The organism is Actinacidiphila glaucinigra, from assembly GCF_900188405.1.
Taxonomy (GTDB): domain Bacteria; phylum Actinomycetota; class Actinomycetes; order Streptomycetales; family Streptomycetaceae; genus Actinacidiphila; species Actinacidiphila glaucinigra.
On sequence record NZ_FZOF01000006.1, the window covers coordinates 37339 to 61831 of the forward strand.

The 24493-nt window shown below is 73.0% G+C and carries 24 protein-coding genes, 1 tRNA gene and 1 riboswitch; of the genes, 9 read left to right on the forward strand and 16 right to left on the reverse strand.

The window, feature by feature from the left end:
* Positions 1–55 precede the first annotated feature (55 nt).
* Complete coding sequence (locus CHF15_RS13665) at positions 56–1027, reverse strand: helix-turn-helix domain-containing protein (RefSeq protein WP_089224042.1); 972 nt, start codon at positions 1025–1027, stop codon at positions 56–58.
* A 247-nt stretch (positions 1028–1274) separates the two neighbouring features.
* A riboswitch (cobalamin riboswitch) is annotated at positions 1275–1434 on the forward strand.
* 125 nt (positions 1435–1559) lie between these two features.
* Here CHF15_RS13665 and CHF15_RS13670 point away from each other — a divergent pair.
* Both CHF15_RS13670 and CHF15_RS13675 read left to right on the forward strand, forming a co-directional pair.
* A complete protein-coding gene (locus tag CHF15_RS13670; RefSeq protein ID WP_089224043.1) occupies positions 1560–3944 on the forward strand; it encodes a ribonucleoside-diphosphate reductase subunit alpha in 2385 nt (794 codons plus the stop codon).
* On the forward strand, positions 3944–4954 hold the full coding sequence (locus CHF15_RS13675) for a ribonucleotide-diphosphate reductase subunit beta (protein ID WP_018561564.1): 1011 nt from the start codon (positions 3944–3946) through the stop codon (positions 4952–4954). Before CHF15_RS13670 ends, CHF15_RS13675 begins: the two co-directional genes overlap by 1 nt.
* A 66-nt stretch (positions 4955–5020) precedes the next feature.
* Here CHF15_RS13675 and CHF15_RS13680 read toward each other — a convergent pair whose 3' ends face one another.
* The 10 genes from CHF15_RS13680 to CHF15_RS13725 form a co-directional block, all read right to left on the reverse strand.
* Complete coding sequence (locus tag CHF15_RS13680; protein WP_089224044.1) at positions 5021–5281, reverse strand: hypothetical protein; 261 nt, start codon at positions 5279–5281, stop codon at positions 5021–5023.
* Positions 5278–5634, reverse strand: a complete 357-nt coding sequence (locus CHF15_RS13685; protein ID WP_089224045.1) for a hypothetical protein — start codon at positions 5632–5634, stop codon at positions 5278–5280. Before CHF15_RS13685 ends, CHF15_RS13680 begins: the two co-directional genes overlap by 4 nt.
* A gap of 188 nt (positions 5635–5822) precedes the next feature.
* On the reverse strand, positions 5823–6443 hold the full coding sequence (def, locus tag CHF15_RS13690) for a peptide deformylase (protein WP_089224046.1): 621 nt from the start codon (positions 6441–6443) through the stop codon (positions 5823–5825).
* A 73-nt stretch (positions 6444–6516) separates the two neighbouring features.
* Positions 6517–7488 (reverse strand): tetratricopeptide repeat protein, encoded by a 972-nt coding sequence (locus tag CHF15_RS13695; RefSeq protein WP_089224047.1) that lies wholly within the window; start codon positions 7486–7488, stop codon positions 6517–6519.
* Between the two features lie 232 nt (positions 7489–7720).
* Positions 7721–8932, reverse strand: a complete 1212-nt coding sequence (locus CHF15_RS13700) for an HD-GYP domain-containing protein (protein ID WP_179279781.1) — start codon at positions 8930–8932, stop codon at positions 7721–7723.
* On the reverse strand, positions 8929–10230 hold the full coding sequence (locus CHF15_RS13705; RefSeq protein ID WP_089224048.1) for an HD-GYP domain-containing protein: 1302 nt from the start codon (positions 10228–10230) through the stop codon (positions 8929–8931). Before CHF15_RS13705 ends, CHF15_RS13700 begins: the two co-directional genes overlap by 4 nt.
* A gap of 120 nt (positions 10231–10350) precedes the next feature.
* The gene (gene rsrA / locus CHF15_RS13710; protein WP_018561558.1) at positions 10351–10671 is read right to left on the reverse strand and encodes a mycothiol system anti-sigma-R factor; all 321 of its coding nucleotides are present in this window, start codon (positions 10669–10671) and stop codon (positions 10351–10353) included.
* Positions 10668–11327: a sigma-70 family RNA polymerase sigma factor gene (locus CHF15_RS13715; protein ID WP_026251453.1), complete on the reverse strand. Its 660-nt coding sequence runs from the start codon at positions 11325–11327 to the stop codon at positions 10668–10670. The genes rsrA and CHF15_RS13715 overlap by 4 nt, the downstream gene beginning before the upstream one ends.
* Before the next feature lie 232 nt (positions 11328–11559).
* Positions 11560–12201: an alpha/beta hydrolase family protein gene (locus CHF15_RS13720; RefSeq protein WP_089224432.1), complete on the reverse strand. Its 642-nt coding sequence runs from the start codon at positions 12199–12201 to the stop codon at positions 11560–11562.
* Between the two features lie 38 nt (positions 12202–12239).
* Positions 12240–13055, reverse strand: coding sequence for an SOS response-associated peptidase (locus tag CHF15_RS13725; protein WP_089224050.1), 816 nt, complete (start codon positions 13053–13055; stop codon positions 12240–12242).
* 54 nt (positions 13056–13109) lie between these two features.
* Between CHF15_RS13725 and CHF15_RS13730 the strand changes: the two genes are divergently transcribed.
* The 4 genes from CHF15_RS13730 to CHF15_RS13745 all read left to right on the forward strand — a co-directional run bounded on the left by CHF15_RS13730 (position 13110) and on the right by CHF15_RS13745 (position 16632).
* Positions 13110–13805: a M50 family metallopeptidase gene (locus CHF15_RS13730; RefSeq protein ID WP_089224051.1), complete on the forward strand. Its 696-nt coding sequence runs from the start codon at positions 13110–13112 to the stop codon at positions 13803–13805.
* Positions 13806–13891: 86 nt separating this feature from the next.
* Entirely contained in the window at positions 13892–15238 is a 1347-nt protein-coding gene (gene aroA, locus CHF15_RS13735) for a 3-phosphoshikimate 1-carboxyvinyltransferase (protein ID WP_089224052.1), read from the forward strand.
* Positions 15239–15241: 3 nt separating this feature from the next.
* Positions 15242–16243: a ribosome small subunit-dependent GTPase A gene (gene rsgA / locus CHF15_RS13740; protein WP_089224053.1), complete on the forward strand. Its 1002-nt coding sequence runs from the start codon at positions 15242–15244 to the stop codon at positions 16241–16243.
* 65 nt (positions 16244–16308) lie between these two features.
* Positions 16309–16632 carry a DMT family transporter gene (locus CHF15_RS13745; protein ID WP_018561551.1) on the forward strand — a complete coding sequence of 108 codons (324 nt, stop codon included), beginning with the start codon at positions 16309–16311 and terminating at the stop codon, positions 16630–16632.
* A gap of 51 nt (positions 16633–16683) precedes the next feature.
* Here the strand turns inward: CHF15_RS13745 and CHF15_RS13750 are convergent, their stop codons facing one another.
* A complete protein-coding gene (locus tag CHF15_RS13750; RefSeq protein ID WP_089224433.1) occupies positions 16684–17310 on the reverse strand; it encodes a TetR/AcrR family transcriptional regulator in 627 nt (208 codons plus the stop codon).
* A gap of 149 nt (positions 17311–17459) precedes the next feature.
* On the opposite strand from CHF15_RS13750, the gene hisN reads away from it, so the two are divergent.
* The gene (hisN, locus tag CHF15_RS13755; RefSeq protein WP_089224054.1) at positions 17460–18257 is read left to right on the forward strand and encodes a histidinol-phosphatase; all 798 of its coding nucleotides are present in this window, start codon (positions 17460–17462) and stop codon (positions 18255–18257) included.
* Positions 18258–18425: 168 nt separating this feature from the next.
* The gene (locus tag CHF15_RS13760; protein ID WP_089224055.1) at positions 18426–18818 is read left to right on the forward strand and encodes a CBS domain-containing protein; all 393 of its coding nucleotides are present in this window, start codon (positions 18426–18428) and stop codon (positions 18816–18818) included.
* Between the two features lie 82 nt (positions 18819–18900).
* On the opposite strand, the gene CHF15_RS13765 is transcribed toward CHF15_RS13760, so the two are convergent.
* Complete coding sequence (locus CHF15_RS13765) at positions 18901–20361, reverse strand: catalase (protein ID WP_089224056.1); 1461 nt, start codon at positions 20359–20361, stop codon at positions 18901–18903.
* Positions 20362–20517: 156 nt separating this feature from the next.
* Between CHF15_RS13765 and CHF15_RS13770 the strand changes: the two genes are divergently transcribed.
* The gene (locus tag CHF15_RS13770; RefSeq protein WP_089224057.1) at positions 20518–20928 is read left to right on the forward strand and encodes a Fur family transcriptional regulator; all 411 of its coding nucleotides are present in this window, start codon (positions 20518–20520) and stop codon (positions 20926–20928) included.
* Here the strand turns inward: CHF15_RS13770 and CHF15_RS13775 are convergent.
* The 3 genes from CHF15_RS13775 to CHF15_RS13785 form a co-directional block, all read right to left on the reverse strand.
* On the reverse strand, positions 20898–22157 hold the full coding sequence (locus tag CHF15_RS13775) for a hypothetical protein (RefSeq protein WP_089224058.1): 1260 nt from the start codon (positions 22155–22157) through the stop codon (positions 20898–20900). The two genes, CHF15_RS13770 and CHF15_RS13775, sit on opposite strands and share 31 nt — an antisense overlap.
* A 206-nt stretch (positions 22158–22363) precedes the next feature.
* A tRNA-Met gene (locus tag CHF15_RS13780) sits at positions 22364–22437 on the reverse strand.
* Positions 22438–22488: 51 nt separating this feature from the next.
* Positions 22489–24351 carry a tetratricopeptide repeat protein gene (locus tag CHF15_RS13785; RefSeq protein WP_410169638.1) on the reverse strand — a complete coding sequence of 621 codons (1863 nt, stop codon included), beginning with the start codon at positions 24349–24351 and terminating at the stop codon, positions 22489–22491.
* Positions 24352–24493: the final 142 nt, after the last annotated feature.

Sequence of the window (24493 nt, forward strand, 5' to 3'; positions counted from 1 at the left end):
GCCGCACCGGCCACGGTCACGGGCCGCCGCCCTGGGACGGGGCGGCGGCCCGTCGTCATGCGGTACGGGCCGGCTCCGGGCAGCGGAAGGTGCGGCGGTACGCCTGGGGGGTGGTGCCCACCCAGCGGGCGAAGTGGTGGCGCAGGGTCGCCGCGTTGCCGAACCCGGCGCGCGCGGCGACGGCGTCCACCGTCTCGTCGGTGCCCTCCAGCAACTCCCGGGCCAGCAGCACCCGCTGGCCCAGCAGCCAGCGGTAGGGCGTCGTGCCGGTCTCCTGCTGGAAGCGGCGCGCGAAGGTGCGCGGCGACATGTGCGCCCGGGCGGCCAGCTCGTCGACGGTGACCTCGCGGTCCAGGTGGCGTTCCATCCACGCCAGGACCTCGCCCACGGTGTCGCAGCGCGTGCGCGGCAGCGGGCGGTCGACGTACTGCGTCTGGCCGCCCTCCCGGTGCGGTGGCACCACCATGCGCCGGGCTATGGCGTTGGCCACCTCGCTGCCCTGCTCCTTGCGGACCAGGTGCAGGCAGGCGTCGATCCCGGCGGCGGTGCCGGCCGAGGTGATCACCGGGTCCTCGTCCACGTACAGCACGTCGGGCTCGACCCGCACGCGGGGGTGACGTCGCGCCAGCTCCTCCGCGTGCCGCCAGTGGACGGCGCAGCGGCGGCCGTCCAGCAGTCCGGCGGCGGCCAGCACGAAGACCCCCGAGCAGACGCTGAGCACCCGGGCCCCGCGCCCGACGGCGCGGTTCAGCGCCTCCAGCAGCTCGGCTGGGTACTCCCGGTGCACATAGGAGTCGCCCGCGGGCACCGCGATCAGGTCGGCCTCCTCCAGCCGCTCCAGTCCGTACCGGGTGCCGATGGTGAACCCGGCGGGGGACGTCAGCGTGGGGCCCTCCGCGGAGGCCACGGCGAAGTCGTACGCCGGCAGGCCGTCGTCCGACCTGTCGATTCCGAACACCTCGCAGACCACCCCGAGTTCGAAGGGGTGGACACCGTCGAGCAGGACAACGGCCACGTTCTGCAGCATGACTCCAGGATGTCAGAGCGGCCGCCCGGACGTGGCAGGATTTCGAGGTGGTCCGTCAGTCCTGCCACTCCCGGTGGGGCCGCGCGAGGAGCACAGTCGAAGGCATGGAAACCTTCCTCGCCACCCTCACCGCACTGGTCTTCTTCCTGGCCCTGGCGCTCGCCGCGCTGACCGGGCGCGTCCACGACTCCCGCGACGGCCACGACTGGCACCGCTGAACCCCTCGCTCTGTAACCGCATCGACACAACATCTGGTGGTGTCACGGGCGGGCGCCACTAGATGTATGCTCAACTCCGCTGTCGCCGCAGGGGAAGCCGGTGGGAATCCGGGACTGCCCCGCAACGGTGTGCGGACGCCTGGAGGCGTGCCCGCGAGTCCGAGTACCTGCCGACGGCACCGTCCGGCGCGCCGTCCGGACGGTGAAGTGTCCGGGCCTCGCGGGTTGGGCCGGCGGACGCGCCGCGGCATGCCCTGCCCTGCGTGCGCCCCGTCGCTCCTCCGCGTCGCCGCCGTACGAGGGAGAGAGCACACGTGACCATCGCGCCCGCCGCACCCGCCACCGCATCGGACCCCGCCTCAACCGGAGCCGAACTGCTGCGCGTCCTGACGGAACTGACCGCAGACCTCACCGACACCGACCCCGGCCGGGTCGCCGCCGCCGCGCTGCGCGGCCGCAGCGCCACGGCGGACGAGGCGGAACTGCGGGCGCTGGCCACCGAGGCCGCCGCCGGGCTGATCGCGGAGGACCCGCAGTACTCGCGGCTCGCCGCCCGTCTGCTCACCCTGGCCATCGCCGACGAGGCCGCGGGCGAGGGCGCGGTCTCGTTCTCCGCGTCCATCGCGGTCGGCCACCGCGAGGGCCTGATCGCCGACGGCACCGCGGCCTTCGTCGCCGAGCACGCCGGTCGGCTGGACGCGCTGGTCGACGCCGCGCTCGCCGACGGCGCCGACGACCGCTTCGGCTACTTCGGCCTGCGCACCCTGCACAGCCGCTACCTGCTGCGCCACCCGATCACCCGCCAGGTCATCGAGACCCCGCAGCACTTCATGCTGCGCGTCGCCTCCGGCCTGGCCGAGGACGGCACCAGCCGCTCGGTGGACGAGGTCGCGGCGCTCTACGGCCTGATGAGCCGGCTGGACTACCTGCCCAGCTCCCCCACCCTCTTCAACTCCGGCACCCGGCACCCGCAGATGTCCTCCTGCTACCTGCTGGACTCCCCGCTGGACGAGCTGGACTCCATCTACGACCGCTACCACCAGGTGGCCCGGCTGTCGAAGCACGCCGGCGGCATCGGCCTGTCCTACTCCCGCATCCGCTCGCGCGGTTCGCTGATCCGCGGCACCAACGGCCACTCCAACGGCATCGTCCCGTTCCTGCGCACCCTCGACGCCTCCGTCGCCGCCGTGAACCAGGGCGGCCGCCGCAAGGGCGCGGCCTGCGTCTACCTGGAGACCTGGCACGCGGACATCGAGGAGTTCCTGGAACTGCGCGACAACACCGGCGAGGAGGCGCGCCGCACCCACAACCTCAACCTGGCGCACTGGATCCCGGACGAGTTCATGCGCCGCGTCGACACCGACGGCACCTGGTCGCTGTTCTCCCCCGCCGACGTGCCCGAGCTGGTCGACCTGTGGGGCGAGGAGTTCGACGCCGCCTACCGCAAGGCCGAGGCCGCGGGCCTGGCCCGCAAGACGCTCCCGGCGCGCGAGCTGTACGGCCGCATGATGCGCACCCTGGCGCAGACCGGCAACGGCTGGATGACCTTCAAGGACGCCTCCAACCGCACCGCCAACCAGACCGCCGAGCCCGGCCGCGTGATCCACTCCTCCAACCTCTGCACGGAGATCCTGGAGGTCACGAACGACGGCGAGACCGCGGTCTGCAACCTCGGCTCGATCAACCTGGGCTCCTTCGTCGGCGAGGACGGCGGCGCCGGGCAGGAGGTCATCGACTGGGAGCGGCTGGACGCCACCGTCCGCACCGCCGTGACCTTCCTCGACCGCGTGGTGGACATCAACTTCTACCCGACCCGCGAGGCGGCCTCCTCCAACGAGCGCTGGCGCCCGGTGGGCCTGGGCGCGATGGGCCTGCAGGACGTCTTCTTCAAGCTGCGGCTGCCCTTCGACTCCGCCGAGGCCAAGGCGCTGTCCACAAAGATCGCCGAGCGCATCATGCTCGCCGCGTACGAGGCCTCCTGCGACCTGGCCGAGCGCCACGGCCCGCACCCCGCCTGGTCGCAGACCCGCGCCGCCCGCGGCGTGCTGCACCCCGACCACTACACGACCGAGGCGAACTGGCCCGAGCGCTGGGAGGCGCTGCGCGCCCGCGTCGCCGCCACCGGCATGCGCAACTCGCTGCTGCTGGCCATCGCCCCGACCGCGACGATCGCCTCGATCGCCGGTGTGTACGAGTGCATCGAGCCGCAGGTCTCCAACCTCTTCAAGCGCGAGACGCTCAGCGGTGAGTTCCTGCAGGTCAACTCCTACCTCGTGGCCGACCTGAAGAAGCTCGGCGTCTGGGACGCGCAGACCCGTGACGCGCTGCGCGAGTCCAACGGCTCCGTCGAGGGCTTCAACTGGATCCCCGCGGAGGTCCGCGAGCTGTACCGCACGGCCTGGGAGCTCCCGCAGCGCGCCCTGATCGACATGGCGGCGGCCCGCACCCCGTACCTCGACCAGAGCCAGTCGCTCAACCTCTTCATGGCCTCGCCCACCATCGGCAAGCTCAGCTCGATGTACGCGTACGCCTGGAAGCAGGGCCTGAAGACGACGTACTACCTGCGCTCCCGCCCGGCCACGCGCATCGCGCAGTCCGCCCGCGCGGCCGCCCCCGTCCCGCTCCAGCAGACGACGCCCGACGCCGACGCGATCGCCTGCTCCCTTGAGAACCCCGAGTCCTGCGAGGCCTGCCAGTAATGAGCTCCACCAAGAACCTGCTCGACCCGGGCTTCGAACTGACCCTGCGTCCGATGCGCTACCCGGACTTCTACGAGCGCTACCGCGACGCCATCAAGAACACCTGGACCGTGGAGGAGGTCGACCTCCACTCCGACGTCGCCGACCTCGCCAAGCTCTCCCCCGGCGAGCAGCACATGATCGGCCGGCTGGTGGCCTTCTTCGCCACCGGCGACTCGATCGTGGCCAACAACCTCGTGCTGACCCTGTACAAGCACATCAACTCCCCCGAGGCGCGGCTGTACCTGTCGCGGCAGCTCTTCGAGGAGGCCGTGCACGTCCAGTTCTACCTGACGCTGCTCGACACCTACCTGCCCGATCCCGAGGAGCGCACCGCCGCGTTCGCGGCCGTGGAGAACATCCCGTCCATCCGTGAGAAGGCGCAGTTCTGCTTCCGCTGGATGGACTCGGTGGAGTCCATCGACCGCCTGGAGACCAGGGAGGACCGCCGACGCTTCCTCCTCAACCTGATCTGCTTCGCGGCCTGCATCGAAGGCCTGTTCTTCTACGGCGCCTTCGCCTACGTCTACTGGTTCCGCTCGCGCGGCCTGCTGCACGGGCTCGCCACCGGCACCAACTGGGTTTTCCGCGACGAGTCGATGCACATGGACTTCGCGTTCCATGTGGTCGACACGGTCCGCGCGGAGGAGCCCGACCTCTTCGACGAGGAGATGGTCAAGCAGGTCACCGCGATGCTGGAGGAGGCCGTCGAGGCGGAGCTCCAGTTCGCCCGCGACCTGTGCGGCGACGGCCTGCCCGGCATGAACACCGACTCCATGCGCGAGTACCTGCAGTGCGTCGCCGACCAGCGCCTGGTCCGCCTCGGCCTGCCGGTCCGCTACGGCTCGGAGAACCCGTTCTCCTTCATGGAGCTGCAGAACGTCCAGGAGCTGACCAACTTCTTCGAGCGCCGCGCCTCCGCGTACCAGGTGGCGGTCGAGGGCACGGTCTCCTTCGACGACGACTTCTGATCCGCTCCGCGGGGTGGGGTTGCGGGCGGCGACGACCGCCCGCAACCCCACCCGTCCGCCGGGCGATCAGAACGCGGTGACCTGGAGGACGTAGACCCGTTCGTGCCGAGGAACGACGAGGTAGAGGAAGAGGCCGTCCATCACGGCTGCCGTCCTCGTCCCCTCCCCGACGCCTTGGAAAGCGGGCCCGTCGAGGTACCGGGCCTCGGCGGCGCGAACCAGTTCCCCGGCCTTCTCCTCCACCTGCGCGACAAGTGTCACGGGAGCGGGGTTCTCCCCGCCGACCACGTACTCCTCACTGGGCTCGTACTCCCAGGCCCAGCTCACTCACCCACCGCCACGCGGGCCTGGTCGAAGATCGCGCGGATCTCGGCCATCGCCGCCTTCCATGCGGGGTCGCGCCTGTCGAGAGTCTGGGCCGTGTGCTCGGCCGAGCGCAGACGTCCTGCGGTGTCGAGATCGCGGGCGATCTCGACATGGACGGCCCATGCGGTGAGGAATCCGCGCAGCGGCTCGATCGAGCCCGAATCGACGGAGTGGGCGATCGCCTCGTTCTTCTGCTGCTCCATCTCCGCAAGGCGGTGAGGGGCCACCTGCGCGAGCGCCGCGCGGAGTGCCTCGGGCGTCCTCGCCGGCCGTGCGATGAGCTCTTCCCCGTGGTGCTCGGGCTGGGTGGTCATGGTGCGGTCCTCCTCCGGGTACCGCAGCTCAGCCTAGCCACTCCGGTCGTGCCACGACGCTTGTCTCGCACCAGCCCGCCGTGGGCGCGAGGTCACATGGGGGGTGCGGTGGGAGGTGCTGCGGGGACGTGCGGTCGCCGGGCACCGCGGACCCGGCAACGCCGGTCAGCGGTGCCGGGCGCTCGCGATCAGTCGTTCGGGACGGTCTCGTACTTCGGGGTGGACTCCGCCATCTGCTTCAGCGCGTCCCTGCGGTCCCGCTTGGAGAGCCGGTCGATGTAGAGGTAGCCGTTGAGGTGGTCGGTCTCGTGCTGCAGGCAGCGCGCGAAGAAGCCCTTGCCCTCGACGACGACGTCGTTGCCGTGCATGTCCTGGCCCCGGCACACCGCGTAGTCGGGGCGCGGCAGTTCGGCGTAGGCACCCGGTACGGACAGGCAGCCCTCGTTGCCGTCGTCCAGGACGCGGCGCTCGGCGGGGAGGTCGTCGACGACGGGGTTGACCACGTGCCCGACGTGGCGGACGCCGTCGTCGTCGGGGCAGTCGTACACGAAGACCCTCAGCGGCACGCCGATCTGGTTGGCGGCGAGGCCCACGCCCTCGGCGGCGCGCTGGCTGGCGAACATGTCGTCGATCAGCGCTGCCAGCTCGTCGTCGAAGGACGTGACCGTCTTGCACGGGTGGTGCAGCACCGGGTTGCCGACGACCGTGATCGGGCGGGCCGTGCCGCGCTCGCGGTGGGCGGCCTCGCGCTCCTCCGCGTCCGTCACGTCGTCGGTGAATACGGTCTGCTCGGTCTCCTGCTGCGACATGGTCCGTCGTACGCCTTCCTGGGGCCTGCTCCAAAGCTCAATAGCCCATCAAGGGTACGTGCCCGCGGAGGTGTCAGCAGACCTCTTCGAGATCGCGCCAGTCCCTGGTGTCCGGGCTGTCGGCGACCCAGCTGTCCAGCAGGCCCCGCACCAGCCCCACGGGGGCCGCGATGCCGCACTCCCGCTCGGGGGCCCACAGGGCGCCGGGGGTGCGGTGGCTGAGGTGGCCCGGGTGGCCGGGTTCGCCCTGGTCGTGGGGGTCGCGTGAGCCGTCGGAGCCGTCGTCGGTCGGCATCCGGCTCTCGGAGCAGGTGCGGCACAGCAGCCGGACGGAGGACGACCAGTCCTCGGCGGCGTAGCCCGCGTCGGCGGCGAGCTGCTCCAGGGCGTCGCGGTCCGACTCGGTCGCCGCCTCCAGCAGGACCAGCCAGGTCGGCACGGGCGAGGGCGCCCACAGCTCGATCTCGTCGAAGACGGGGTACGTGGCGCCGTCGGCGGTGCGCCGCTCGCCGTGCGGGACGCCGTCGTGGAGCACGACCTCGCCCCAGCGGCGGCCGGAGGACGGCAGCGGGATGCTCAGCACCTCGATGCGGGCCGGGTCGATACGGCGGCCCCAGACCACCTCGGCCTCGCCTTCCGGGGAGAGCCGCACCGCGGAGCTGCCCAGCTCCATCTCGACGACGCCGGTCCCGGCGGCGTCGGGGCGCAGCCCGTACGCCTGCCAGGCGCGGCGGGCGAGCGGCCAGTCCTGCAGGGCGGTGGCGGCGATGCCGACGTTCCACCAGTCGGGGGCGCCGGGCGCGCGGTCCAGCAGGGCGACGGCCCGCAGGCCGGTGGTGCGGGCCTGCTCCCAGTCGTGCCGGAACTTGTGCAGCAGTGCGAGGTTGTACCAGGACTCCGAACGCCAGGGCTCGAGGTCGGCCGCACGGATGAGCAGCGCGCCGGCGTCCTCGTACCGCCCGTCGCTGATCAACGTGAACGCCCGGTCGGTCGCCTGCCGCCACGTGGCGGAGGGCCGGTGCCGTGCCCTGCCGAAGATCCTCAAGGTGTCCCGCCTGCCGTTCGCTTTCGCTGGTGCCCCACGGTGCCCCGTCCGTTCCCCCACGTCCCGTGCTCAGCGGTGCTCATCAGTCCTCCTTGCCATCGGCGGGGCCTGTCACACACGGCCGGGCTCGTCGGTTTGGCAGCATCGGCGCCATGGTGCGCCTCTTGAGTGCTCTGCGCCTCTGCGGGCATCCAACCATGCCCCTTGGTGCGCCCGCTCATTACCGGTGGGTTCACTGCCCGGCACGGGCAACGACCCTGGTCAGCGCCTCAACCACGCGAGGGTCGTATTCGTGCGCGGTATCGAGGCGTAACCGCTCCAGCGCCTGCAGCCCCCGGCCCACGGCCGTACCGCTCCCGGCCAGGTCCTCGTAGGCGTTGGCCGTACGCACGATGCGTCCCGCGAGCGCTTGGTCCCGGTACGGATCGGCCTGTCCCTCCACGATCCGCGCGACTTCCTCGGGGGCACCCGTCCGGCGTACGACCTCCGCCCCGAGCAGGGCGATGCGCCGGCGTTCCACCTGATCGAGGGACGAGGTGGCACCGCCGGGCACCGGGTCGACGAGGGAGAGCTGGCCGATGTCGTGCATCAGCGCGGCGTGCTCCAGGGCCGCCAGCGCCTTTCCGCCCAGGCCGAGTTCGCGACCCATGGCGTGGCTGAGCGCGCTGACCCGGCGGGCGTGCCCCACCGGGGTGTAGCCGGCCACCTCGGTGGCCCGGGCCAGCGAGGCGATGGTCTCCCGGTGGGTGGACCGGATCGCCGCGTGCCGCCGGAAGGCCGTCTGGGTCAGCAGCAGCGGCACCCCGCACACGGGCAGCGCCCACAGTCCGGCCGCCTGCTCGGCCTGCGCCAGCACGACCCCGCCGGCGCACACGGCCGAGCCGACGCCCGGCAGGACGGCCAGTTCGTCGCGCAGGACGGAGGCGAAGGGATGCCCGGTGCGTGCGGTGCCCAGTACGGCGGCCAGCACCGCGTCGCAGAGGATCGTGCTGGCCAGCAGCAGGACCGCGTACCCCGGATGGCCGCCGCTGCCGCCGTACAGCGGCTGCGCGGTGGCGGCGGCGAACGCCACCGTGAGCACGCGCCGTGCCGCCGCGTCGCGGGGCGCTCCCCTCAGCTGCCCGGCGACCACCGCTGCGGCGGAGACCGCCACCACGACCGCCACCGCCTCGGCCGCGAGCAGCGCGTACGCCAGGGCACCGGCGAAGGCGACGGGGGCGGCCTCCCGGCCCTCGGGTTCCGGGATCCGGAAGGCCTCGCCGACAACGACCAGCGCCCCGAAGGCGGCGGCCGCCGCGGGATCGGCGACGCCGTGCACCGCCGTCCACACCGACGCGGCGCCGCCCACGGCGAGCGCGAGCCCATGGACGGCGAACACGACGGACGGCGTGCGCCTGCGGTGACGCCGGTGGTCCCCGCCGCCGCGGCGTCCGGGGGCGCTCACGGGCGCGGCTCGGGGGTGCGGCGCGCAGGTGCCTCGCGGCGGGCGTGGCGCCGGGCCTGGGCGGGGGCGAAGGATTCGGGCTCGTCGGCGGTGACCGCCGGGTTCCAGCCCTCGCGGCGGACGGCGCGGATCAGCGCCTGCACCATGAGCGGGTCGAAGTGGCTGCCGGCGCAGCGGCGCAGCTCGCCCAGCGCGTCGTCGACACCTCGGGTGGCCTGGTAGGCGCGGGTGGAGGTCATCGCGTCGAACGCGTCCGCCACAGCCACCAGCCGCGCGGAGGACGGGATGGCCTCGCCCGCCAGTCCGTACGGGTAGCCGGATCCGTCGAGGCGCTCGTGGTGGTGGAGGATCGCGGTGCGGGCGTCGTCGAGGAAGGCGATGCCGCGCACCATCTCGTGGCCGTAGCCGGGGTGCAGCTCGATGATCCGCCGCTCCTCGGGGGTGAGCGGGCTGTCCTTGCGCAGCACGCGGGTGGGCACGCCGAGCTTGCCGATGTCGTGCAGGATGCCGGCCAGCCGCAGGGCCTCCACCCGCTCGGGCGGCAGTCCGATCTCGCGGGCGATCAGCGCCGACGCCCGGCCGACGCGCTCGCTGTGGCCCCGGGTGTAGCGGTCCTTGATCTCCACGGCCTGCACCAGCGCCCGGACCGTCGCCTGGTGCGCGGCCCGCTCGCGGCGGGCCTGGCCGACGACCCAGCGCGCGATGTGCGTCGGCAGCAGGGCGAGGACCGCGGCCACCGCCCCGTACGGGCCCTGCCAGAGCACCGCGGCCATGAGCCCCACCAGGCCGTAGGTCAGGTGCGGGGCGAGCGGCTCCAGCAGTGCCTCGCGCCAGGCCGCCGACGGGGCGGTGCGCTCGGCGGTGACCAGCACGCCGGCGGTGAGGGCGGCGGAGAACAGGCAGAAGGCGAGGACGGCCGCGAGCGCGGGCACCAGCAGCCCCGGCAGCCGCGCGAAGGGCCCGTCCCCGAAGGCGGTGCGCACCTGGGCCGCGGCGGCCGTCGCCAGGGCGAGCTGCGCGGCGTGCCACACGCGGCGCACCGGGCGCGGCTCGCCCCGGACGGGCGCGAGCAGGCCACCGGGCACGGCGACGAGTGCGGCCGCGCCCGGGGGAAGCAGGAGCGCGGCCGCGAAGAGCACCGGGGGCAGTGACGCCCCCGTGCGTTCCCCCGCCGCGTAGAGCACCGCCAGCACCGCGGCGGTCGCCCAGGGCGTGCCCTCGCGGGGGCCCGTGACGAGGGCGCCGCAAGCCGACACGACGACGACCGGGATGTAGACCCGCGCCGCCGCGGGGAGCATCCGGACCGCCCGCTTCGCACGCACCCCACCGAGGCTAGGGGCGCGGCCGCCGCCCGGTGGGCGAGCGGCCGCGATTCCCGCCTTCGGGTGATCCCGGGTGACCTGCCGGCGCGGTGGGCGTCAGACGGTCGGCGAACCGGTCGGCGCGCTGCCGCCGTCGGCCGGCTCCGGTACCGGCGCCACCTCGCCGGCGCGGATCAGCTCGATCCGCGTGAGCACCTTGGAGCGCAGGTCCGTGGGCACGTCGTCGTGCCCGCAGCAGCGCTTGACCAGCTTCTTGACGGCCTGCTCGAGGCCGTACTTCTCCAAGCAGGGGTGGCACTCGTCGAAGTGCTGCTTGAACTTGGCGCAGGCGTCGTCGGACATCTCGTTGTCCAGGTACTCGTAAAGGTGTTCGAGTACCTCGGAACAGTCCGTCTCATGCGGGTTGCCGCAGCTCATGTGCCCGAGCCCTTCTCGTCTCCCGCGCCCGCCGGGACGAGCCCGCGCTCCCGCGCGTAGTCCTCCAGCAGCGAACGCAGCTGCCGCCGCCCACGGTGCAGACGGGACATCACCGTACCGATGGGGGTTCCCATGATGTCGGCGATCTCCTTGTAGGCAAAGCCCTCGACGTCGGCAAGATAGACCGCGATCCGGAATTCCTCCGGGATCGCCTGCAGAGCCTGCTTCACGTCCGAGTCGGGCAGGTGGTCCAGGGCCTGGGACTCGGCGGAGCGCAGACCCGTGGACATGTGCGACTCGGCGCGTGCCAGCTGCCAGTCCTCGATCTCCTCCGTGCCGCTGCGCTGGGGCTCGCGCTGCTTCTTGCGGTAGGAGTTGATGAAGCTGTTGGTGAGGATGCGGTACAGCCACGCCTTCAGGTTGGTGCCCTCACGGAACTGGTGGAACGACGCGTACGCCTTCGCGTACGTCTCCTGCACCAGGTCCTCGGCATCGGCCGGGTTGCGGGTCATGCGCAGCGCCGCCGAGTACATCTGGTCCAGGTACTCCAGGGCGTCCCGCTCGAAGCGCGCACTGCGCTCGACGTCGGACTCCGGAGTCACCTGCACCTCAGGCACCTCGGACGGGCTGTCGTCGTTGCCGCTGACCGGACCCACCTCCTCCACGACGGTCACGGGGCCGTAAGCGGACCCCACGCCATCGGAGGATATCCCGGGCGGGATCGGCGCGCTGTTCCTGTTCGCCCCACCCGTCGACGGCCACTCCGGCCACGACAGGTACGGCGCCTCGGCACGCGCGCGGCACTCGGCTCTGACCATCCGGCTGCCTTCCTCACTGTGCGTACGTTCTTTCGTGCGGACGCCTGGCACAACACGGGCCGCGCACCGCTCATTCCCGAAGCGGGGGCAGTTCCTCCAGCCAGCCCAGCACCGCGTCGGTGATGACGCTCAGTGCTGCCTCCTGGGTGAGATCCGCCGACTTCGGGACGGCGAACCCGTGATCGCCGAAGGGCACCCCGACCGGCTCGTATCCCTCGGGAAACTCCTCGGGACGGCCGAAGGGGTCGCGCCCGCCCTGGACGACCAGGAGGTGCACACCCTTGAGCGCCGCCCCGAAGAGCTCGTCCTTGCGGGACTTCTCCGGCTTCCCCGGCGGGTGCAGCGGGAAGGACAGCGCCAGCACCGCCACCGCGCCCAGTTCCGCCGCCGTACGGCAGGCCACCCGGGCGCCCGCGCTGCGGCCGCCGGCGACCACCGGCAGACCGGGCCGGACGAGCGCCGGCCACAGCGCCGTCCACGCGGTGTCCAGGGTCTTCGGCGCGGGGGCCAGCTTCCTGCCCGCCACCCGCCAGGGCTGCTCCACCAGCGCGACCGTCCAGCCGTGCGACGGCAGCGCCGCGGCCAGGGCCTGCAGGTCGCGTGCCTCGACACCGCCTCCCGCGCCGTGGCCCAGCGCCACCACGGCGCGGGGGCGACGGGCCCGGTACCAGGTGACGCGGGCGTTCCCGACGGGCGTCGGCACGGTCTCCATGATCTCGCTCACAGCGGCCAGTCTGGCACCGCGGGCGGTCAGAACAGCGTCGCCTCCTCGGGCGCCTCGATCGGCTCGACCAGCTCCGGCCCGTTGTTGCGGACGTTGCTCACCTCGGTGCGCACAGGGTGCACGCGCAGCAGGCCGGGCCGCGGCGGCGCGAGCAGCCCGCGCAGGTCCTCGGCCTCGGTGCGCGTGGGATCGAGCCAGTCGCCCCAGTGGTCCGGGGTGATCCACAGCGGCATGCGCGGGTGGATCTCGGCCAGGGAGCGGGGACCGCCGGGGCGCTCGTCGGCGTCGGCGAAGGGCTCGCTCCAGGCCTCCGTGGTGATGACGGTGCAGGTGACCCACCAGGCGCGCGGGTGCTCGTCGGGCAGGGTGCGGTCGCGCCAGAACTCGTACAGCCCGGCCATCGCGAAGACCGAGCCGTCGACGGGGGTGACGAAGTACGGCTGCTTGCGGGGCCGCTTCCTCTTCCCCTGCTCCTCCAGCTGCCGCTCGTCCTTGCCGGTGACCCACTCGAAGTAGCCGTCGGCGGGCAGCAGGCAGCGGCGCGAGGCGAAGGGGCGGCGGTAGGAGGCCTTCTCGTGCACGGTCTCGGCCCGCGCGTTGATCATCTTGACGCCGACGTCCGGAGTCTTCGCCCAGCTCGGCACCAGCCCCCAGCGCAGGGCGCGCAACTGGCGCACGATCTCGCCCGTCTCCTTGTCCGGCCGCTCCAGCACCGCGTAGGTGGTGTCGGTGGGCGCGACATTCCAGTTGGGGTCCAGCGCCTCCGTGGGATCCCATTTCTGCACGTCGAACACCTCGACGAGATCCTCTGGCCTCCGGCTCGCTGCATATCGACCGCACATGAGTGCCACATTGCCACGGCGCGGACACAGCCGGGCACCGTATGGTGCGCAACCGTGCAGCTCATCGACTCGATCCTCGGCACCCAGCCCGCGCCCTCGTCCTGGCTGGTGGGCGTCACCGCGGCCGTCGCCCTGGCCGCGGTCCTGCCGCACGCCCTGTGGCGGCTGTCCCGCAACGCGATCACGATCGCCCACGAAGGAGGCCACGGCCTGGTCGCCCTGCTGTCCGGACGCCGCCTGCAGGGCATCCGGCTCCACTCGGACACCTCGGGCCTGACCGTCTCCCGGGGCAAGCCGTACGGCCTCGGCATGATCCTCACCGCGGCGGCCGGATACACAGCGCCGTCCCTGCTGGGCCTCGGCGGGGCCCTGCTCCTCGCCGCGGGCCACATCACGGCGCTGCTGTGGGGGGCGACGGCCCTGCTGCTGGTGATGCTGGTGATGATCAGGAACGCGTACGGGGTGCTGACGGTGTTCCTGACCGGCGGCCTCTTCCTGCTGGTGTCCTGGCTGACCGAGCCCGCCGTCCAGGCGGCGTTCGCCTACCTCGTGGTCTGGTTCCTGCTGTTCGGGGGCGTACGGCCGGTGCTGGAACTCCAGCGCAAGCGGCACGGCGGTGCGGCCCCGGGCTCGGACGCCGACCAGCTGGCGCGGCTGACCCACACCCCGGCGGCGCTGTGGATGCTGTTGTTCTACGCGGTGGCGCTGCTGTCGCTGTTCGGCGGCGGCCGCTGGCTGGTGGGGCTGTAGCCCTTGCGGGCGGGTTACTGTTTCCTTGAGGTTTCGTCCGCTTTGTGAGCGATTCGCCTTCTCCTTGAGCCACTACGCTTGGGGCCATGACCGGTAACCCCGCGCACACCGCCCTGTGGCCCGCGCCGCTCGCGTCCGCCCCCGTCCACGCGACGGTCACCGTGCCCGGATCCAAGTCGGTCACCAATCGCGCCCTGGTGCTCGCCGCGCTCGCCTCCGAGCCGGGCTGGCTGCGCCGTCCGCTGCGCAGTCGCGACACCGTGCTGATGGCCGACGCGCTGCGCGCCATGGGCGTGCAGATCGACGAGGTCGTCAACCCCTACGGCGGTGAGGCCTGGCGGGTCATCCCGGCCGGGCTGCACGGGCCGGCAACGGTCGACGTCGGCAACGCCGGCACGGTGATGCGGTTCCTGCCGCCGGTCGCCGCGCTCGCCGACGGCGCGGTGCACTTCGACGGCGACCCGCGCAGCCATGAGCGCCCGCTCAATGGGGTCATCGACGCACTGCGCACCCTGGGCGCCCGCATCGACGACGAGGGCCGCGGCGCGCTGCCGCTGACCGTGCACGGCGGCGGGGCGCTGGACGGCGGTCCGGTGTCGGTCGACGCGTCCTCCTCCTCCCAGTTCGTCAGCGCCCTGCTGCTGTCCGGCCCCCGCTTCAACCAGGGCGTCGAGGTACGGCACACCGGCCCGACACTGCCGTCGCTGCCGCACATCAAGATGACGGTGGAGATGCTGCGGCGCGCGGGCGCCAAGGTCGACACCCCGGAGAACGGCGGCGAGCCGAATGTGTGGCGGGTCGACGCCGGCGCGCTGCTCGGCGTCGACCTCACCGTCGAGCCGGACCTCTCCAACGCCCAGCCCTTCCTCGCCGCCGCGCTGGTCACCGGCGGCCGCGTGGTCATCCCCGACTGGCCGCGCCGCACCACGCAGCCCGGTGACGCGCTGCGCGAGCTGTTCACCCGGATGGGCGGTTCGTGCGAGCTGACGGACACGGGCCTGGTCTTCACCGGCTCCGGCCGCATCCACGGCATCGACGCCGACCTGTCGGAGGTCGGCGAGCTCACCCCCGGCATCGCGGCGGTCGCCGCGCTGGCCGACTCCGAGTCCGTGCTGCGCGGCGTGGGCCACCTGCGGCTGCACGAGACCGACCGGCTGGCCGCGCTGAGCAAGGAGATCAACGAACTCGGCGGCGACGTCACCGAGACCGAGGACGGACTGCGCATCCGCCCGCGGACGCTGCGCGGCGGCGTCTTCCACACCTACGACGACCACCGGCTGGCCACCGCGGGCGCCGTCCTGGGCCTGGCCGTCGACGGCGTCCTGGTCGAGAACGTCGCGACCACCGGCAAGACGCTCCCCGACTTCACCGAGATGTGGACGGCCATGCTGGGTGCGGCGCCGGCGGCCCCCGCGTCCCCGGTCCGGGCCTGAACCATGCGGCGCTACGGCAAGCACACCGACGAGGACGACGTCCGGGTCCGCCCGAACCGCAAGGGGAACCGTCCCCGCACCAGCATCCGGCCCAAGCACGAGGACGCCGAGGAGGGCTTCGTCCTCACCGTCGACCGGGGCCGCGTGACCTGCCTCGTCGAGGACCGCACGATCACCGCGATGAAGGCCCGCGAGCTGGGCCGCAAGGGCATCGTGGTCGGCGACCGGGTGGGCATCGTCGGCGACCTGACCGGGGAGAAGGACACCCTGGCGCGGATCGTGCGCGTCGAGGAGCGCAGCTCGGTGCTGCGCCGCACCGCGGATGACACCGACCCCTACGAGCGGGTGGTCGTCGCCAACGCGGACCGGCTCGCCATCGTGACCGCCCTCGCCGACCCAGAGCCCCGGCCCAGGCTCATCGACCGCTGCCTGGTGGCCGCCTACGACGCCGGGCTCGAACCGCTGCTGGTGCTCACCAAGTCCGACCTCGCGTCCGCCGGACCCCTGCTGGAGACGTACGCCCCGCTGGGCGTCCCCTATGTGGTGACCAGTCACGAGAACTTCGACGCCGACGCGACGGAGGCCGTACGCGAGCACCTCAAGGGCCGCATCACCGCCTTCGTCGGGCACAGCGGCGTCGGGAAGACCACCCTGGTCAACGCGCTGGTGGAGCGGCAGCGCGCGACCGGCCACGTCAACGCGGTCACCGGCCGCGGCCGGCACACCACGACCTCCGCGCTGGCGCTGCCGCTGCAGGCCGAGGAGGGCTGGGTCATCGACACCCCCGGTGTGCGTTCCTTTGGTCTGGCCCACATCGACCCGTCCCGGGTCATCCACGCCTTCCCCGACCTGGAGCCGGGCACAGAGGACTGTCCGCGGGCCTGCAGCCACGACGAACCCGACTGCGCGCTGGACGCCTGGGTGGCCGACGGGCACGCCGAACCGGCCCGGTTGTTCTCGCTGCGGCGGCTGCTCGCGACGCGAGAGCGCAAGGAAGGGGACTGAGGCGCCATTTCCGGGCATGCTGTGTGATGATCGCTCATCGACAGACGGAAACGGGAGGGCGCTCGATGGCCTGGCTCCTCGTGGTGGTCGCCGGACTCCTCGAAACCGGCTTCGCGGTCTGCCTCAAACTCTCCCACGGGTTCACCCGCCTGTGGCCGACCATCGCGTTCTGCGCCTTCGCGCTCGGCAGTTTCGGCCTGCTCACGCTCGCCCTGAAGAAGCTCGACGTCGGGGCCGCGTACGCGGTGTGGACGGGCATCGGGGCGTCCGGGACGGCGATCTACGGCATGGCCTTCCTCGGCGACGTCGTCTCGACCCTGAAGCTGATCTCCATCGGCCTGGTCGTCATGGGCGTCATCGGGCTCCAACTCTCCGGCTCCACCCACTGATCCGTCTCCCCCGCCCCCTCGCCCGCCGGCCCCGGTGCCGGTCCGCGCCCGTCACCAGCCCCGCTGGAGAAGTCCCCGGACCAGCCGGGCGACCCGCCGGCACGCCTCCTCGTCGGAGGCCGCGGGGGCGAGGACGTAGGAGACGGTGACGCGCACCGCGGTCCCGCAGGCCCAGTCGGCCTCGGCCTGGTCCAGCTTGGGGAAGCGCCGCCCCAGCACGGTCACGGCGCGCGCCCGGAAGGCGTCGAGGAGCTCGGCCGGGGCGAGCGGGGCGTCGTCCTTGCGCAGCCGCCCGCCCGGCAGCCGTGGCAGCGGCACCGGCACGACGGCCGCCGCCGGGACCCGGTCCCCGCGGCAGCCGGTGAGCACCGCGCGCACCAGGGGGCTGCGGCGGGCGCTGTGCAGGGTCCAGGCGGCCGCCGCGGCGAAGCAGTCGCCGGCGTCGGCGCCCTGCCGCCCGGCGGTGTCCAGGGCGCGTTCCACGCCCGCCAGGAAGGCCTCGGCCTCCCGCCGCGCCAGGGCCCGCGCGAGCCCCTCCTTGGTGCCGAACTCGTTGTAGAGGGTCTGCCGTGACACCCCGGCGGTGGCCGCGACGTCCACCATCCTGACCGTCGCCCACGACCGGCCGCCCAGTGCGGACAGCGCGGCGTCCAGAAGTGATTCACGCGCTGTCGGCACGATCGCCTCCAAGGTCTCGAGCGGTCTCGAACGGTACCGAGCGGCCTCAGGGAGCTGTGCGGCCAGAATTGACGCGCCGTCGGCCGGTGTCAACCCTCCCCGCGCTCCGTGCGTGACCTCGACCTCCCACGATCGATACTGTTCGCTCCATGCCGGACTTCAACGACGATCTGCGCCTTGCGCACATCCTTGCCGACGCCGCCGACGCCGCCACCATGGAGCGCTTCAAGTCCCTGGACCTCAAGGTCGAGACCAAGCCCGACATGACGCCGGTCAGCGAGGCGGACAAGCGCGCCGAGGAGCTGATCCGCAGTCAGCTCGGCCGGGCCAGGCCGCGCGACGCCGTGCTCGGCGAGGAGTACGGCACGGAGGGCAGCGGCCCGCGGCGCTGGATCGTCGACCCGATCGACGGCACCAAGAACTACGTCCGCGGGGTGCCCGTGTGGGCCACCCTGATCGCGCTGATGGTGCGCGGGGAGGGGGGCGACGAGGGCGTGGTCGGCCTGGTGTCCGCGCCCGCACTGGGGCGTCGCTGGTGGGCGGTGAAGGGCGGCGGGGCGTACACCGGTCGCAGCCTGACCTCCGCCACGCGGCTGCGGGTGTCGCAGGTGAGCCGGCTGGCGGACGCCTCGTTCGCGTACTCCTCGCTGAGCGGCTGGGAGGAGCAGGGCCGCCTGGACGGCTTCCTCGACCTGACCCGGTCCTGCTGGCGCACGCGCGCCTACGGTGACTTCTGGCCGTACATGATGGTCGCCGAGGGCGCGGTGGACATCTGCGCCGAGCCCGAACTGAGCCTGTGGGACATGGCGGCGAACGAGGTGATCGTGCGCGAGGCCGGAGGGCGCTTCACCAGCCTGGACGGGACGCCGGGGCCCTACGGCGGGAACGCGGCGGCGTCCAACGGGCTGCTGCACGAGGAGACGCTCGCCTTCCTGAACCGTCCGTAGTCGACCTCGCGACCGATCGCCCGCAATCGACCGCCCCCTCACACTACCGATCACCCTCCGCACGCCCCTTGCTGCGGACCGCGGCGCATGTGAACATGAGAATGCGTGAGCTTGTGCATTTGTGAAACTGTTCTCAAGACGGCCACGACGCAGCCCGAGGGGTATCCCATGCTCGTACGCGACGCCATGAGCACGGTCGTTCTCACGGTCGGTCCCGCCCACACCCTCCGCCAGGCCGCCCGGCTGATGTCCGCCCGACGGGTGGGCGCGGCGGTGGTGCTCGATCCCGACACCTGCGGTCTCGGCATCCTGACCGAGCGCGACATCCTCAACGCCATCGGTGCGGGGCTCGACCCCGACCACGAACTCGCCGCCGCCCACACCACCACCGACGTGGTCTTCGCCGCGCCCCGGTGGACCCTCGAAGAGGCGGCCGCCGCCATGGTGCGCGGCGGCTTCCGGCACCTTGTGGTGCTGGACGACCGCAACCCGGTCGGCATGGTCTCCGTACGCGACATCGTGCGCTGCTGGCAGCCCGCGCACGCGGCCCTCACCGGGTGACGGCCGGGCCCGGAATGGATCGGAGGGGACCGGGTGCCTGGACGCACCCGGCCCCCTCCGGGCCTTTCGGGACGGACGCCGGTCAGCCGCGCAGGGCCTGGACGGCGGCCTCCAGCCGCTTGCCGAACTCCTCGTCGGCACGGCGGAAGTTGCCGATCGCGCGCTCGGCGATGTCGTCGCGCGACACCTTGGCGATGAAGCCGGAGAGGTTGGCGACCAGGCGCTCCCTCTCCTCCTCCGACATCAGCCGGTAGAGGTCGCCGGCCTGAGCGAAGTCGTCGTCCTCGGCGTGCGAGGGCGCCTCGTGGTTGCCGGTGTACCCGGTGACCGCGGTGGCCGACCACAGGGGACGGCCGGTCTGGGCCGGGCCGCCGAAGCTGTTCGGCTCGTAGTTCCTGGCCCCGCCGTGGCGGCCGTCGTAGAGCGCTCCGTCGCGGCCGTGGGTGCGCGCCTCGGTCGCGTGCGGGCGGTTCACCGGCAGGTGGTCGGCGTTGATGCCGACGCGGTACCGGTGGGCGTCGCCGTAGGCGAAGAGCCGGCCCTGCAGCATCTTGTCCGGGGACGGGCCGATGCCGGGCACGAAGTGCGCCGGGGAGAAGATCGACTGCTCGACCTCGGCGAACACGTTCTGCGGGTTGCGGTTGAGCTCCAGCCTGCCGATCTCGATCGGCGGGTAGTCCTCGTGCGGCCACACCTTGGTGAGGTCGAACGGGTTGAAGCGGTAGGCCGCCGCCTCGGCCGCGGGCATGATCTGCACCTGCACGGTCCAACTGGGGAACTCGCCGCGCTCGATGGCCTCGCGCAGGTCGCGCTGGTGGGAGTCGGGGTCCTCACCGGCGATCCGGTTGGCCTCGCCCTGGGTGAGGTTCCTGATGCCCTGGTCCGTCTTGAAGTGGTACTTGACCCAGAAGACCTCGTCCGCCTCGTTGGTCCACTGGTAGGTGTGCGAGCCGTAGCCGTTCATGTGGCGGTAGCTCGCGGGGATGCCGCGGTCACCGAACAGCCAGGTCACCTGGTGCGTCGACTCCGGGGACAGACTCCAGAAGTCCCAGACGTTGTCCGCCTCCTGGGAGCCGGTGTACGGGTCGCGCTTCTGGGTGTGGATGAAGTCGGGGAACTTGACGGCGTCCTTGATGAAGAACACCGGGGTGTTGTTGCCGACGAGGTCGTAGTTGCCCTCCTCGGTGTAGAACTTCAGCGCGAAGCCCCGGGGGTCGCGCACCGCGTCCGCCGCGCCGAGGTTGCCCGCCACGGTGGAGAACCGCAGGAAGGTCTCCGTCTGCTTGCCGACCTCGGAGAGGAACTTCGCCCGCGTGTACTTCGTCACGTCCGAGGTCACGGTGAAGGTGCCGTAGGCGCCGGCGCCGCGGGCGTGCACCACGCGCTCCGGGATGCGCTCGCGGTTGAAGCGGGCGAGCTTCTCCAGCAACTGCTGGTCCTGGACCAGGACCGGCCCTCCCAGGCCCGCGGTCTCGCTGTTCTGGTTGTCCGCGACCGGGGCGCCCGCCTCCGTCGTCAGCGGGCCGGTCTCCTGAACCGTCACGTGCCTCTCCCTGGGTTGGTGCTGTGCCGTGGCTTTCGCCGGAAGCGATCCTACGATAGACAGAGTCCAAGTCAAGAAGAGTCCCAAACTCATACCCGGTCGGAACACGGACTGTCACTGTTAAGCTGTTCGCATCCCACTGATAGGTGAAATGGAATGAGTGACCTGCTGGAACGACTGCGCGGCCGCGGGTGGCGCATGACCGCGCAGCGGCGCGTCGTGGCCGAGGTCCTGGACGGCGACCACGTCCACCTGACCGCCGACGAGGTGCACGCCCGGGCGGCGGCCCGGCTGCCCGAGATCTCCCGCGCGACCGTCTACAACACCCTGGGTGAACTGGTCTCGCTCGGCGAGGTCATAGAGGTCGCCACCGACGGCCGCGCCAAGCGCTACGACCCCAACGCCCACCGGCCGCACCAGCACCTGGTGTGCTCCGGCTGCGGCACCGTCCGGGACGTCCACCCGCACGGCGATCCGCTGGCGGACCTGCCCGACGCGGAGCGCTTCGGCTTCACCGTCTCCCAGGCGGAGGTCACCTACCGGGGCCTGTGCCCCGCCTGCGCCTGACGCTGGGCCGCCCGCCGCACGCGTTCCGCGGCCTTGCGCACCCCCGGCTCCGGCCGGGTGCGCCCCACCCACACCGTCTCCACCGGCACCTGCCCCGCCACCTTGGAGAGCGCCTCGAAGGCCTCCCTGGCCACCCCGGGGTCCGGGTCCACGGCCAGCGGCGCCAACTGCCGCAGCAGCCCCTCCCGCGGTACGAGCCGGCCCGCCGCGCGCACCGCGGCCCGGCGCACCACCGGCGGCCACGGGGCGCGCACTTCACGCGCCACCCGCAGCAGCAGCGGTCCGTCCGAGGCGTCCCCGCACTCCCCCAGCCCCGTCACCAGCCCGGCCACCAGCCGCGGCGGACTCTGCGGGCCGCAGCGCAGCAGCTGTCTGCGGTACGCCAGCGCCGGGGGCTCGCCCCTGCTGTACAGCCGCCAGCGGGCCTGGGCGCGGACGATCCGCGCCGGATCGGCCAGCGGCGCCGTCAGCCGGGCCGCGGGCACGTCGTCCGGCAGCGCCGCGACCGCCAGCTCCCGCACGGCCGCCGAGCGGGCCCACAGCAGCCGCCCCGCCTGGTCCGGGTCCATCTGCAGCAGCCGCTCGGCGCACAGCCTGCGGCAGACCTGGTCCGGGTCGCGCAGCGCCGTGCGCACCAGGTCGCCGCGTACGAACTCACCCAGCTGCAGGGCCAGCTCGACCCCGAACCGCCGGGTCAGCGGGTCCGCGTCGGCCGCCAGCGCACGCACCGCACGCCGGGCCTCGGGGGCCGCCAGCACCCCGCGGTACGCCTCCGGGGTGTGCACGGCCCGGCTCCGTCCGCGCAGCCTCAGCAGCAGCCGTACGGCCGCGGCGGCCTCGTCCGGGGCGGTACGGCGCAGCAGCGCCTCCAGCGCCGGGTCACGGACCTGGTCCACCCAGTCCGCCGTGCGCAGCGCCAGGGCCGACGCCACCAGCGGGCCGCTGTGCACCGCGAGCTCCTCCACGGCGGCCTGCCGGGTCCGCCCGTCCCGGTCCATCGCGGCCAGCAGCAACCGCAGCGGCTCGCTGTCGCCGGGCGCCGGGGGTGCGCCCTCCTGCGCCCGCGCGGCACGGTCCAGCAGCAGCCACAACCGGGGCGGCGCCGCGGCCAGCGCCTTCAGCGCCGCCGCGCGGTCGTAGGCGGCGTCCTCGTCCCCGGCGGCGCCCCGCAGCTCACGGAGCAGCCCCTCCACGTCCGCGGCCGCGCACAGGCGACCCCACCGCGTCACATCCCTGAGTTCCGTCGGCCGCCGCTTACGCCGCCTGCGAAGCAACCCCGCCTCCTCGCGCCGCCTGAGGGCCCGCCCTCAGGATCGCGCGCCGGCGCCGGCCGGCCCAGGACCGTCCGCACCCTTTTGCCCGAACCATGCCTTGGCTGTACCGAACGCATACGAGAAGGGCCCGGAAGCCATGGCTTCCGGGCCCTTCTCTTCAGTAGCGGGGACAGGATTTGAACCTGCGACCTCTGGGTTATGAGCCCAGCGAGCTACCGAGCTGCTCCACCCCGCGTCGTTGTGCCCTTAGATTAACCTCCCCGGGCTGAGCAGCGCAAATCGCTTCTCACGCGGAGAGCTCGTGCTCCAGGGCGTCGGTCAGCCGGGCCGCCCGCTCGGCCACCTCGGCGGGGCCGCACTCGATGGCGCGGGCGCACCACGCCTTGGCGTCCGCGAGCTGTCCGTGCCGCGCGGCCAGCAGTGCCAGCCGCAGCGCGGCGCGTCCGTGCCCCGCGTCGGCGGCACGGGTCCACCACAGGGCCGCCTCCGGCTCCGCGCCCTCGCGGGCGAGGAGCAGCCCGAGGTTGAAGGCCCCGTTGCGGCTGCCGCCCTCGGCGGCCTCGCGGTACCAGTGGGCGGCGTCGACGACGTCCCCGCGCTTGGCGGCGCACATGCCGAGCCGCACCTGGGCGCGGCGGTGCCCCTGGCCGGCGGCGCGGGCGTACCACTCCTCGGCCTCGGCGGCGGCCTCCTGCGTGTCCTGGGCGTCCAGCAGCGCCCCCAGCCGGAACGCGCCCTCCGGGCTGCCGCCGCCCGCGGCGCAGCGCAGGTGGCGCTCGGCGCCGTGCGCGTCGCCCTCCTTCTGCAGGGCGATGGCCACCTGGAGCGCGGCCTCGCCGTGCCCGCTGGCCGCGGCGCGCTCGTACCAGCGCCGCGCGGTGGCGTCGTCGCCCCGTCCGGCGTACAGGATGCCGAGGTTGAAGGCGGCGTCCACGCTGCCCGCCTCGGCGGCCTTGGAGAACCACGGCTCGGCACCCGCGGCGTCGCCGCGCTGCAGCAGCAGCACGGCGAGCGCGTTCGCGGCCTCGCGGTGCCCGGTGTAGGCGGCCTTGCGGTACCACTGCTCGGCCTGGGTGGTGCGGCCCTGGCCGGCGCAGAGCAGCCCGAGGTTGAAGGCGCCGTTGACGTCCCCCGCATCCAGTGCCGCCCGGTACCAGCGCTCGGCGGTCTGGGTCTCGCCCTCCCGGGCGTGGAGTGCGCCCAGGGCGTTGGCCGCGTTGCCGTCGCCCGCGTTGGCGGCGCGCCGCCACCAGGTGGCGGCGCCGTCGACGTCGCCGGCGTCGCGCAGCAGGAAGCCGAGCGCGCAGGCGGCGCGCGGCTCCCCGTCGCGGGCGGCGGTCAGGTACCAGCGCTTGGCCTCCTCGAACTCGCCGCGCTCCTCCAGGAGCGTGCCGAGACGCAGGGCGGCCCTGCGGTGCCGGCGGGCGGCGGCCTGCCGGTACCACTGCTCGGCCTCGCGCTCCTCGCCGCGCTCGGCGCAGATGCGGGCGAGCCGGTAGGCGGCCTCGCGGTGGCCGTGCTCGGCGGCGGCGTGGAACCAGCGCTCGGCGCCGACGTCGCGCCGGTGGTCCAGGAGGTCGGCCAGCGCGTACGCGCCCAGGGTGTGCCCGGACTCGGCGGCCTGGCGCAGCCAGTACTCCGCCCCGGGTTCGTCGCCGCGCTCGCGGAAGTGCCGACCGAGCGCGTGCGCGGCCGCGGCGGAACCGGCGACCGCGGCGATCCGCCACCATGCGGCGGCCTCTTCGGCGTAACCGCGCTGGTGCAGCAGCAGGCCCAGGTTGTTGGCGGCGGGACGGTCCCCTCCGGCGGCGGCGCCGCGCAGATGGGGCTCGGCGCCCTCCAGGTCGCCGCGGCGCAGCAGCATGGTGCCCAGCACGCTCATGGCCCCGATGTCGCCGTGCTCGGCGGCCCGCCGGTGGCGCGCCTCGAGTTCGGCCTCCTCGCGGGCCTCCAGGGTCTCCTCGTCGGGGAGTTCGGACTCGATGAGGCGCTCATCGTCGAGGCCGCCCACCCGCGGGCCGGGCAGCAGGTCGGCGACGGCAGGCACGAGTGCGGCCCCGGCCGCGGGCACGGTCGTCCGCCCCGCGGACCCGGTATCCCGGATCTGACGAGTGTTCAGCAGCCTTGCACCATCCCCCATGAGGTCCATCGTCGCATCACCCGTACCCGCAGTACACCTGGTATGCGGCAAACCTGCAGGTTCTGCCGGTCCCAGTCGGTCACTTCGTAGGTCACTACAGCGTTTTGTCGACTTCCCGACAGGATGCCAGCCGAAACCTCTGCGGAAGGAG

What these genes read in the sequence shown, in the direction of transcription:
- CHF15_RS13745 (WP_018561551.1), top strand. Translation starts at nt 16,309, where the DNA reads ATGGCCTGGCTCCTCGTGGTGGTCGCCGGACTCCTCGAAACCGGCTTC.
- CHF15_RS13675 (WP_018561564.1), top strand. Translation starts at nt 3,944, where the DNA reads ATGAGCTCCACCAAGAACCTGCTCGACCCGGGCTTCGAACTGACCCTG.
- CHF15_RS13785 (WP_410169638.1), bottom strand. Translation starts at nt 24,351, where the DNA reads ATGGACCTCATGGGGGATGGTGCAAGGCTGCTGAACACTCGTCAGATC.
- CHF15_RS13720 (WP_089224432.1), bottom strand. Translation starts at nt 12,201, where the DNA reads ATGGAGACCGTGCCGACGCCCGTCGGGAACGCCCGCGTCACCTGGTAC.
- CHF15_RS13705 (WP_089224048.1), bottom strand. Translation starts at nt 10,230, where the DNA reads ATGCTCCCCGCGGCGGCGCGGGTCTACATCCCGGTCGTCGTCGTGTCG.
- aroA (WP_089224052.1), top strand. Translation starts at nt 13,892, where the DNA reads ATGACCGGTAACCCCGCGCACACCGCCCTGTGGCCCGCGCCGCTCGCG.
- CHF15_RS13665 (WP_089224042.1), bottom strand. Translation starts at nt 1,027, where the DNA reads ATGCTGCAGAACGTGGCCGTTGTCCTGCTCGACGGTGTCCACCCCTTC.
- CHF15_RS13685 (WP_089224045.1), bottom strand. Translation starts at nt 5,634, where the DNA reads ATGACCACCCAGCCCGAGCACCACGGGGAAGAGCTCATCGCACGGCCG.
- rsgA (WP_089224053.1), top strand. Translation starts at nt 15,242, where the DNA reads ATGCGGCGCTACGGCAAGCACACCGACGAGGACGACGTCCGGGTCCGC.
- CHF15_RS13725 (WP_089224050.1), bottom strand. Translation starts at nt 13,055, where the DNA reads ATGTGCGGTCGATATGCAGCGAGCCGGAGGCCAGAGGATCTCGTCGAG.
- rsrA (WP_018561558.1), bottom strand. Translation starts at nt 10,671, where the DNA reads ATGAGCTGCGGCAACCCGCATGAGACGGACTGTTCCGAGGTACTCGAA.
- CHF15_RS13760 (WP_089224055.1), top strand. Translation starts at nt 18,426, where the DNA reads ATGCTCGTACGCGACGCCATGAGCACGGTCGTTCTCACGGTCGGTCCC.
- hisN (WP_089224054.1), top strand. Translation starts at nt 17,460, where the DNA reads ATGCCGGACTTCAACGACGATCTGCGCCTTGCGCACATCCTTGCCGAC.
- def (WP_089224046.1), bottom strand. Translation starts at nt 6,443, where the DNA reads ATGTCGCAGCAGGAGACCGAGCAGACCGTATTCACCGACGACGTGACG.
- CHF15_RS13770 (WP_089224057.1), top strand. Translation starts at nt 20,518, where the DNA reads ATGAGTGACCTGCTGGAACGACTGCGCGGCCGCGGGTGGCGCATGACC.